The 11,330-nt window shown below is 39.6% G+C and carries 8 protein-coding genes; all 8 read right to left on the reverse strand.

The window, feature by feature from the left end:
* Positions 1–266: 266 nt before the first annotated feature.
* On the reverse strand, positions 267–896 hold the full coding sequence (locus IPJ86_16425) for a hypothetical protein (protein ID MBK7888807.1): 630 nt from the start codon (positions 894–896) through the stop codon (positions 267–269).
* Positions 897–1,244: 348 nt separating this feature from the next.
* Positions 1,245–4,979, reverse strand: coding sequence for a tail fiber domain-containing protein (locus IPJ86_16430; GenBank protein MBK7888808.1), 3,735 nt, complete (start codon positions 4,977–4,979; stop codon positions 1,245–1,247).
* A gap of 12 nt (positions 4,980–4,991) precedes the next feature.
* Complete coding sequence (locus tag IPJ86_16435; protein MBK7888809.1) at positions 4,992–5,984, reverse strand: T9SS type A sorting domain-containing protein; 993 nt, start codon at positions 5,982–5,984, stop codon at positions 4,992–4,994.
* Positions 5,985–6,194: 210 nt separating this feature from the next.
* A complete protein-coding gene (locus IPJ86_16440; protein ID MBK7888810.1) occupies positions 6,195–6,398 on the reverse strand; it encodes a response regulator transcription factor in 204 nt (67 codons plus the stop codon).
* Between the two features lie 602 nt (positions 6,399–7,000).
* Complete coding sequence (rpoN, locus tag IPJ86_16445; GenBank protein ID MBK7888811.1) at positions 7,001–8,533, reverse strand: RNA polymerase factor sigma-54; 1,533 nt, start codon at positions 8,531–8,533, stop codon at positions 7,001–7,003.
* Between the two features lie 391 nt (positions 8,534–8,924).
* Complete coding sequence (gene asnS / locus IPJ86_16450) at positions 8,925–10,310, reverse strand: asparagine--tRNA ligase (protein ID MBK7888812.1); 1,386 nt, start codon at positions 10,308–10,310, stop codon at positions 8,925–8,927.
* Between the two features lie 121 nt (positions 10,311–10,431).
* The gene (locus IPJ86_16455) at positions 10,432–11,001 is read right to left on the reverse strand and encodes a nucleotidyl transferase AbiEii/AbiGii toxin family protein (GenBank protein ID MBK7888813.1); all 570 of its coding nucleotides are present in this window, start codon (positions 10,999–11,001) and stop codon (positions 10,432–10,434) included.
* A 20-nt stretch (positions 11,002–11,021) separates the two neighbouring features.
* Positions 11,022–11,282 carry a hypothetical protein gene (locus IPJ86_16460; protein MBK7888814.1) on the reverse strand — a complete coding sequence of 87 codons (261 nt, stop codon included), beginning with the start codon at positions 11,280–11,282 and terminating at the stop codon, positions 11,022–11,024.
* Between the last annotated feature and the right edge of the window lie 48 nt (positions 11,283–11,330).

Genomic DNA, 11,330 nt, shown 5'->3' on the forward strand with positions numbered 1-11,330 from the left:
CGAATATGCGACTGTACGAATATGCGACTGTACGACTGTGCGACTGTACGAATGTACGAGTAGGCGAATGCGCGAATGTTCGAAATAGAGAAGTGGGAGCAGGTCTTTTTTCCTTTGGGAATACCACGTTGAGACGAAAGTACGTAATGTGGGAGCGGTTGTTTAAATGCCAAAGGGTGTATGCATGAAAAGCGAAAGTGTGATCGTGCGAAATATTGTAGAAAACAAGTTGATTTATTTATTGTATTTGGTAGAGGAAGTTTTAATCATGCACCAATCAAATAATTCGTAATAAAAAACACAAACCCAAACTCCACTGCGAAACCGGTGATGAATCCTGCGTAGACCTGAGTGCTGGTATGTGTACTGCTATGAAGGCGGGCGAAGGCAACAACACCCGCGATGGCTGCAATGAGCATGAGGACATTAAGGGACTCCAGATGAAAGTATCTCCCGAAACCATAAAACAATCCCATCATCCCGCCAATGCCAATCATGTGAATGCTGATTTTCCAGCGAAGGTTGATGAGGAAGGATGTGAGTATAGCCAAACTCGCGCCCATGATCGTCAATGCAAACATGCGGGGTATCGGCAGACTGAATAAAAGATAAATGCCGGCGATGTAGCAACTCAATGTAAGAAGATAGGGCAAGTGTCGTTCCTTTCGTTCTTCCATTTCCATGTTCGTAATCCATCCCTTTTGCCACATGATCCAGGTTATTGCAGCCGGTAACAAATACGTACTGATGAATACTACGATGTAGAGGAATTGCTGTAACTTGGGATGAACGGCATAACTTAAATAACTACCGCTGTGCAACAAGAGCCACGTTGCGTAGAGAGGCATAAATAGGGGATGAAACAGTATCGAGATAAAATGTGTCGCTTTGTTCATGATTTTTGATGGGAATAATTATTTAGCTACGGATAGCACTTTTTGATATGAAGATTTGATCGCGAAGCTTCGCGATGGGTTGATTTGAAGATGTTATGATGAATGGGTTTTTGATGTGGTGATGTGATGAATGGATTTATACGTTGATTGGAATGGCCGGCTGGAGTTTAGGATTTTTTTATTGTGGTTTGACTGGGAAGTGCCATTGATAGATGTTTTTTTGAATTTAAAAGTATCTCTGAGAGTTAAATTACCCGCTACTTTCCAATGATTTATCTATTAGTGTGTGTTGAGGTTGTGGGCGTGAGATCACCACAGCAAGCCGCGGGGAGGTTCAATTATTTTTTACTATTTGGCTTTAATCATTTTCTTTGAGTCAATTATCTTTCCGTCAACAACTAATGTGTATGTGTATACACCTGAGGAAAGCTTGCTGCCAAATACTTGCACTTCTCCGTAACCTTGTTGATCAATCTTAAATGTATTAATTTGACTACCAGAATTATCAAAAAATAGAATATTTGCATCTTTGAAATCGGTTGGAATTGACCAACGAACCATGCTGTTTTCGCCAAAAGGGTTGGGGTCGTTCTGTTCAAGTTGAATAGATTTTAAATTTTCGAGTTCAATACTCCCCTTGATTGAATTAATGGAACCAGTTTGACTTGGATTGGTAATAAGTAAATTACAACAAGAAGCAACAAGTTGTTCTAAGATCGCCAATCTGTTTTTTAATGTATCAAGAGTGTCTTTAAGGTTCTTGTTTTGGTTCCACAGGATAGGAATAAATTCATTATAATTCAGAGCCTTATAAGATAACTCTGGTGTGATAAGGTTCCCGGAAGTATCATATTCTGCCTGATGAACAAATTGTTTTACCATGTTGGGAAATACGGCAGCAACTTGTTGAGCAATGAATCCATAATGTTCTCCATAAGCCATATTTAAATACGGGTAATTAGTATTATCATAAGTAAAAGAATAAGCTGTTATAGTGTTTATTAAACTGTCCATAGTAGGTAGTGGAATAATGCTGTCCTTCAGAATAGAATCAGACACAGCATATTCGATTCCTGTGTAAGCTAAATCACCTTGGAAATATCCTGCTGCATTAGCGCATGAAGTGGTATTACAAGAAGTGCCTACTTGTGGAGTAGTACCTCTGACAGCATAATTAACTAAACCTAGAGAAGCAGTAAAATCACCCCCGACATTTGTTGAGTTGGCATGAGTAAAATCTGCATTTCCTCTAACTGCAATGTTACCTGAATTGTTTCCCTCTGCTTCAAAAAGCCCACCTATATTTTCAGACGCAGCTAATGTCCGTACAGCAGTGCTGCTTCCATGAACACCTATTTGTGGATGCCATGAAGACGTACAAGCCCCGTTGTTATTGCCCCAAATTGCACTTGCCATTTGGCAGTTTTGGGAGCCGTCATCTTCTACATATAATTTTGCTCTGAACCATAAAGAGACATTTGAACCTGTAGTTGAAAACGTGTTTTTTATGACCGTGTTTCCATTGACGGGGTTGGTTGCGAAATATTCCTGATTTGAATTCAATCCTCCTATACCTGAAATAACTAAGGGCGAGTTATCACCTGAGGGCATGCTTACTGTATTTATAAATGCATGATTAGGAGAATTGGCATCTGTGTGACTTGTCATGAACATCCTGAACCTGTCTGTAAATGTAGGATGATCATTGTAAATCACAAACGCCTGATTTGCGTCTGACATTACACCTAAGGAATAGTTGTTTGTATTATAAGTGGGTAGGGAAGCAGAAGGTATATTGGTAGTTTTTGTAAACAACGCCCTTCCTGCATTTTGAAAAGTATAAAATAATGGTTGGGCAGGATTTGCTACATTGGTGTTAATACCAAATCGAGAGCCATCATCAAAGGCAATTGTCGAGCAAATCTGGTTAGGACTGTAAGAACTCCATTTAGAAACAAAATTTACATCTGCATTCGACAATGTGTTGCATGCGGTTATATCGCCAGTTCCGTTTCCAATATCATCGCGCCAGAAAACTTCTCCGTTTCCATTTGAAACTAAAAATTTATTTATGGTGGCTGAACCATTTGCATTAAAAGGGGCAGTAGGTAGTGTCCGAATTCGTAAATTGCCGTTCACATCTAATGTACGCGTCAATACACCTGTACCATTATTGATTCCTACCATTGCCGCATTGCTATTGTTTGAATTATTAATGTGCATGTCGCCATTGTTCATGGTTTGAAAATCTGTCCAGATACCCAACGCCGGATTAGTATTGGGTGTAAATGTTAATCGTAGCTGTGGATTATTTTGCGCTTGATCAAGCAGTTCTAATCTTCGTGCCGGTTCAACTCCAATGATATTAAAATTTCCAATTCCTGCATTTGCAACTACACCAGCATTTTGCGGTGTAACTATCAGATTACCCAATCCGGTGGTTTGGAAATCTGTATTAATCCCAAGAGCTACATTTGCGTTTGGGATAAAAGTAAGTCTTAGCTGCGGAGCGGGACCAAATTGAAGTGCTAAAGGGAAATTACTATTCTGTACATTCTCATCATAAATTTCTAATCTGCGCGAAGGGGGTAGAGCAGAGCCATTAACTGCATCAAAATTGCCAATTCCCACTCTTGCAAGAGGAGTAAACCGCATTACTTCAAGTCCTTCTACTGTACCGGCATCTCCATTAGCAGCAGCTTGAGGAGTCGTAAGTATAACTCTTAAATTGTCTGCTCCTTCCTGTCCTTGTATGTTGTCTCCCCAGTTAATTACAGCATCCATATTAGGAGTCCATGGAAAATTAGCGCTATTAGTTGCTTCTTTCATGCCTGTATATAATTGGTCACTACGGGCACACGTATAACTTCCGACATCCATCCATAAGCGATGTCCGCCTGCATTTGGAACCCAATGATGTCCTAGATGCAGCAGTGAGACGGGAGGATTAGCAGAATAAGGGGCATTGTAAAGATCATTTTCAATAATTTTCATACGTGTAACTTCGTTTGCGAGATATACTTGGTTTTGTAGTTGAATTCGTCTTAGTTGCGTACCATTATTATCATTTGATGCAAAATTGAATTGCCCGTTGTTTTGCCAGTTTCTAAACCAAACATCAGAACGATTAGCCCCTACTATAAATTCAATTCCCATTCTGAATCCGCTGAAATTGTTTCCGCTGCCCGTGTTTCCGTTTGTAAATTGATGGAATACATTTGCATTACTGTTATCATGTTGATGCAATAAACTGCGAGGTGTAAAGGTGGTGTAATCACCAATTCCTATAAAACCGTTTGCGCCAAGAATTGTGGCACGTGCAGTAGTGTTGGTTAAAAAGTGCATATCAACGGTGTTGTTCATCAAGTTAAATTCTCCGTTTGCGTTTGCATCAATACCCATCCTAAAACCATCAGTTGCAAGTATTCCGGTTATAGGAATGGTAAACTGGTGAAATGTTCCACCATCATTGTTTACATGCTGATGCAATTGGTAGTTAGGCAGAAATGCATCATAATCTCCAACACCTACATTGCCATTATTGCCCAGAATACGCATACGAGGTTGTGAAAAATTATTAGCAAGATTGGTTCCACCAGTGCCGGTATTGAATCGAATATCACCCCATGCCCCTGTTTCATCATCAATAGCTGAAGATTGTAAGTAAAAGTGCGTTCCTACACCGGTTTGTGTATTAGTGTAATCATCATTGCGACTCAAACTGTAAATGCTTCCATATTCCGTATCGTTTCCATTTTGTACGCGCCACAAGCGCCAATATGTTGACATATCTTCTGGGCAATTGGTTCTGAAAACTTCTCCTAAATTCGTGTAGGATGGATTTGCATTAGGACCGAAATAAAGATTTGTGTTAATCTCAAATGCGGATCGAGGTTGAAAGCCTCCAGTAATGAAGTCGCCTATGCCAATACTTTCAACATCAGGAAAATTATTATATTCAGGCTGATGCCATGAATTAGTTGTACCCGTAGTGTTTACCCATTCCTGTGCTGATACGAATGGAATAGTGGAATTAAAAATAATTAAAACAGCAATGTTAATGACTATAAATTTCTGTTTCATGGTCTTTAAGTATTAGTATTTGATTAATTTTAATTTGATTAATTTGCTATTTGTGAATATTTCTAAAACATATATTCCAGTTGGATGCTTTTCAAGATCAATAAATATGGCTTCATTTGTTCTTCTATAAATATCGGTAACAAGCCTGCCAGTTGCATCAAAAATATTTATGTGTTCAATATATAATTTATTCGTTTTTAAAATGTAGGTTCCATTTGAAGGATTAGGGAAAACAATAAATTCCTCATGATTAGAGTCAACTTCATTAACTTCCGTTAGAGAATCGCATGGTGAAATTAAAATATCGTCAACGTAATAGGATGCATAGTTCCATTGACCATAACCCTTATATGTTGCAACTGTAGATGCACTATCTTTAAAATTACCAATTACAATAAATTTTTCTCCGCCTATTGCTATATAATTGCCAGATACTAAAGTCCATCCGTTATCACTATTTAAATTATTGTTTGAAGAATTTTCAAATTGCGGAATATATGAAAGGTTACACGGTAGTTGTCCCGGACACGTATCCTGAATTTTTACATTTGAAAAAAATATGCCCAAATCATTTGAAACATATTTAACAGAATCAACAGAACTTACATAAAAGCGAATACAGTAATCAACACCCGCAATAAGGGTATCCGAAAGTTCGGTTTCAACATATTCTCTCCAATGATTATGTAGGGGATTTGTTTGATTAGTTGCATAAGTAATAATCAATGCATAACCATTTCCTGTGTTTGCATATTCAAAACCAAAACTATTATCAGGAACACCTACTGGGCTTGGTGCTGAATCGCATGCATTCATATAATCGGGTGTGCTCGGATATAAAGGATCAATCCAAGGAATTGCAAAACGAACTTGATCTCCCCCAAACGGGCAAGTATCAAAAACTTCAAATGACGGATTTGGGACAAGATTAAACTGGGCTTTTACAGAAGAAAAGCAAAAGGATACGATAGTCATTGTCAGGAATGATAAGATAGTTCTTTTCATGGCTTTAAATTTTAAAAAGCAAGGTAGGTAATATTTATATTAATAAATGTTTAAATATTTTTAAATCAAGACAATTTTCTTTATATGCTTTTCCTAAGCACCAATAATTATATAGCAAAATTGAAAACTAAATTTCAGTTTAACAATCGTGACTTGTAACTACGTAACTTGTTGGGTGGTTATAAGTAACTGCTTTTAGCAATGGAAAAGTTATTTACTAATATAATCTTTTGCAAAAACGATCAACTCGCCCCATAGGTGCGTTTTGGTTTTAACATGCAAATTGTGGATGTGATCATCCACTGTATAAATAGAAATTTTAAGTTTACTGGCAATTGTTTTTCGCTGTTTTCCTTTACTTATTTCACGGAGGACTTGTAATTGCCGCTTAGTAAAATTGTATTCGCTTTCCATTGGAATGATGTATAAAGGAGTAATAATTTTAATGTAAATATTCCCTATCAGTTAAGCCAGATAAGTTGTAAAACGGTTTTCCCTAGAGCGGTGATGACTCGCCTAAAGAAAAATCACTTAAAAGTAGTATCATTTTACGTGAACCGTTAAGAATCCTTGATTAAAGTTTTCAACAATTTTAGCACAAAGGTTAAGTCGAAGGGGGGTGCGATTTTTGGGCAGAGCATTATGAAAGTGCAACAAATTAAAAAAAATAGACCTTTGAATTTTATATTGTGAAGAGAGAGGCCAAACGGCTTGGACTGCTTTCGGAAAAACATGGAACTCGCTTATTGTTTGATCTAAGTGAATCGGGTTACATATTAATTCCAGGAAAAGTCAAACCTGTCTCCCGCCATGGAGATCAACACATCTTCAAACCTGTCTCCCGCCAGGGAGATTAACCCATCTTCAAACCTGTCTCCCGTCAGGGAGATCTTCAAATCATCCCATCATCGATCATCCCATCATCGATCATCCCATCATCGATCATCCCATCATCGATCATCCCATCATCGATCATCCCATCTTCAAATTAGCACATCTTCAAATTTTCAAGTTGACTAAACTTCTTTTCTCAGCCGTGCAACAGGTATATTCAATTGCTCTCTATATTTCGCCACCGTTCTTCTCGCAATATTATATCCTGCTTTATTCAGAATCTCGGCTAATTTTTCATCGGGCAATGGATGTTTTTTATCTTCATTGCCGATATGATCAGTGAGAATCTTTTTTATTTCTCTGCTGGATGCTTCTTCACCGGTATCGGTTTGCAGACCTTCCGAGAAGAAGGATTTTAATAAGAAGGTGCCATAAGGTGTTTCGACATATTTGCTGTTGGCTACTCTGGAAACAGTAGAAATATCCAACCCCACCATGTCGGCAATATCTTTTAGAATCATCGGCTTCAGTTCCGTTTCATCGCCTTGCATGAAATAGTCTTTCTGGAAATTCATGATGGCTGTCATGGTGCTGAGCAAGGTATGTTGTCGCTGTTTGATGGCATCAATGAACCATTTGGCGGCGTCGATTTTTGATTTGATGAAAGTGACGGCTTCTTTGAGATCTTTATTTTTTTTGTCCTTGGAATAGGAGGAAAGCATCTCCTGAAAGGAACGACTGATACGCAGATCAGGATCGTTTTTCGAGTTGAGTGTTAAGTCCAGTTGATTGTCGCTCACCGTAAGAATAAAATCCGGAATGATCTGCTGACTCGTGCGTGTATCTTCCGCGGAACCTCCGCCCGGACGAGGATTCAACAATAGTATTTCGTGAATGGCTTCTTTCAGCTCTTCGTCATCTAAGGATAAACCTTTTTGAATTTTCTCATAGTGCTTCTTCGAGAACTCTTCCATGTATTCTTTCAGAATGCGGTAAGCCACATCGTTAGGAGCCTGGTCGTGGTGCTTTCTTTCCAACTGCAACATCAGACATTCCCGCAAATCACGTGCGGCAATACCGGGAGGATCCAGCGTCTGAATGAGCTTTAATGTATCTTCCAGTTCTACAACCGTCGTTTGAATATTTTGCGTGAAGGCGAGATCATCTACTATGGCTTCCAGCTCACGGCGTAAATATCCATCATCATCTAAACTTCCGATAAGATGTTGCGCCAGCATGTAATGATGATCATCGAAAGGTAACATACTCAGTGTGGCGAGCATATTGTCCTGGTAAGAAACGCTGACAGTGATCGGTGTCTCCGGCCGTTCATCATCGGCAGAAGAATTATTGGCATTCAGTTTATAATAGGGAACATCATCGTCCACAATATAATCCGCTATATCTACATCTTCATTGCGTATTGCTTCCTGCAAGGCATCTGCCTCCGCTTCTTCGGGACTTTCGTTGCGTTCTTCTTTCTCGCCGCTATCTTCATCTACTTCGTTGAATTCATCTTCCGCATCGTCCTCTTGCTGTACTTCCTCTTCTGCAATATCGTCGGGACTCCCTTCTTCCAGAGCAGGATTGATTTCCAATTCTTCCTTAATGCGTTGTTCGAGCGCGGCTGTAGGCACTTGCAACAACTTCATGAGCTGAATCTGTTGCGGAGATAGCTTCTGTAGTAACTTCTGATGTAATCCTAATCGTTGCATAATTTTCTGACTTCGAAATTAGATAAAGAAGATGGAAAATGGATGGAATTTCAGTAAAACCATACAAAGTGGCTGTAAATGAGAACACGGATGATCCGGATTGAGCTGATCTGCGCAAATCCGATGAATCCGCTGTACTTGTTTCGGGACGAAGTAACGAGATCTCCGCCTGCCAGCATTCAGTTTTCGCATTTTACTCCTTCACATCTCACATCAGTTCATTTCACATCAGTTCATTTCACATCATCACACTTTCGTCACGAGGCGTTGCTCGCGATGTGAAGCAAGCTTCCTCATATTTCGTATTTTCGAAATTTACGTACTTCCCTGCCGACAGGTTTCGCATTTCGTATTTTCGAAATTTTCGTATTTCGTATTTCGTTTTTCGTAATTAGAATTCCGCGTTCTTCGGCGTCCTCGGAAAAGGAATCACATCCCTGATATTCTGCATCCCCGTCACAAAAAGGACCAATCGCTCAAAGCCGAGACCAAACCCTGCATGCGGACATGTTCCAAACTTCCTCGTCTCCAAATACCACCATAAACTTTCCTCATGAATGCCCATCTCCTTGACACGCGCTAAAAGTTTATCGTAATTTTCTTCCCGCTGTGAACCGCCAATGATTTCTCCGATCCATGGAAACAGGACATCCATCGCGCGCACCGTTTTACCATCGTCATTCTGCTTCATGTAAAATGCTTTGATATGCTTCGGGTAATCAGTGAGAATAACAGGTCCTTTAAAATGTTCGACTAAGTAATTTTCATGTTCCTTTTGTAAGTCCGTGCCCCAATCAACTTTAAATTCAAAATCCTTACTTTTTGGCTCGAGTATAGAAATGGCATCAGTATAGGTCAATCGCGTAAATGGTTTTTCCACCACCGACGATAAGCGTCCTAGCAATTCCTTATCATACATATTATTCAAAAACTCAATATCGTCTTTGCAATGCTCCAGTGCATATTTGACAAGATATTTCAGCATGTCCTCTGCAAGATCCATATTGTCCTGAATCTCGTGGAAAGCCATCTCCGGTTCTATCATCCAGAATTCGGCGAGATGTCGCGGTGTATTGGAATTTTCCGCTCTGAATGTCGGTCCGAAAGTGTACACTTTTCCCAATGCCATCGCTCCGAGTTCTCCCTCTAATTGTCCGGAAACAGTGAGGTTGGTTTCCTTTCCGAAGAAGTCCTGGGCGTAGTCGATAGCTCCTTCGGGAGTACGTGGAGGAGCGTTGAGATCAAAATTCGTCACATGAAACATCTCTCCTGCACCCTCTGCATCGGAACCGGTGATGATAGGCGAGTGGAGGTAGAAGAAGCCGCGGTGGTTGAAATATTTATGAATGGCAAATGCTAAGTGGTGGCGAATCCTAAATACCGCACCGAACGTATTTGTCCGTGGACGCAGGTGAGCAATTTCGCGCAAGAACTCGAGGGTATGACCTTTCTTCTGTAGCGGATAGGTTTCCGGATCTGCTTCACCATACACCAGCAATTCTTCCACCTGCATCTCTGTCGCCTGTCCTGAACCTTTCGACTCCACCAATGCTCCTTTCGCACGGATACATGCCCCGGTACTGATAGACTTTAACAACTCCTCACTAAAAGCGTTAGGGTCTATCACCAATTGTAAATTGTGAATTGTGCTTCCATCGTTGAGTGCGATAAAAGCCACATTCTTATTTCCCCGTTTTGTCCGCACCCAGCCCTTGGCAATGGCGTTTTTTCCGATGGATGAAGCGTCAAGTAAATCTCTAACTGCAGTATGTTCCATAATCTAATTTCCTGAAATAAAAGCGTTTAGCAGATATAGCCATCGCTTTTTCAGCCCTGCAAAGGAAAGCGTTTTTGAGCATGGAATCAAGGCGAATTTCCAAGTAAAAGAGAAAATCAATTTATAAGGAAGTTATTGCCTTATGAATGCTATGCTTTATTTCATCCCAGGAAACAGTTTCAGAAACATAAACGACATCAGGATCTGATTCCGCATCATCAAAAAAACTCAAACTCCGCACGACCATCAGCTCATTTCCATCAAAGAACCTTCGTGAATAAAATGCGATGATTTCTTTCAGACTAAATCTTTTCAGGAGAAAAAATAAATCAACGAAATCTCTTCTTCTTCCTCTTCCGGCAATTGCATGCAATTTCATGGCAGCAATATCTTTCAAACCGGAAAGCCGGAGGTTTTGTTCTAGTGTAGGGGATTGTATCGAAGGATAAGGATGCCTGATGAAATCCACTTTAATATTATTAATTAGCAATACCAGAATGCGTGGAGATTGAGAAACTATTTCAATTTTTCCTGTATTTTCAATAGCCTGCAGAATCATTTCATTGGACAAGTCGCCTTGCAAAAAAAAATCCAAATCGTATGAAATCCGATGACCAATTTGCAGTGATAAAGCCGTACCTCCTGCTAAAGTGAAATTATTGAGCTCTTGAATGGAAGACAGTTTTTCCAATAAACTCAAAGTTTCCGGTGCTAGGGTTTGTTGATATAGCATTTGAATTCATTTAAAGGAACATTCAAAACCAGACTTAGGAAATGCACCGACTTAATATCCAATTCCCGTTCATTTTTCATTTCTTCAGCAATGCGGTCCCGACCATAATAATTCAAAACTTCCTTCCATTCCAACCATCTCCCAAACATAACAACCCTTGAAATAATATATCGGGCATGCTTGTCATAATCAAGTTTTTGAGGGTCGGTATCCCAAAAAAGTGCGGTATTCAGGTTCATGGTCAAAGATAGAATTTAGTCACTAAAACTATTTTCCTAAAGATTTGT

The sequence above is a fragment of the Bacteroidota bacterium genome (genome assembly GCA_016713925.1).
In the GTDB taxonomy this organism is placed as follows: Bacteria; Bacteroidota; Bacteroidia; order AKYH767-A; family OLB10; genus JAJTFW01.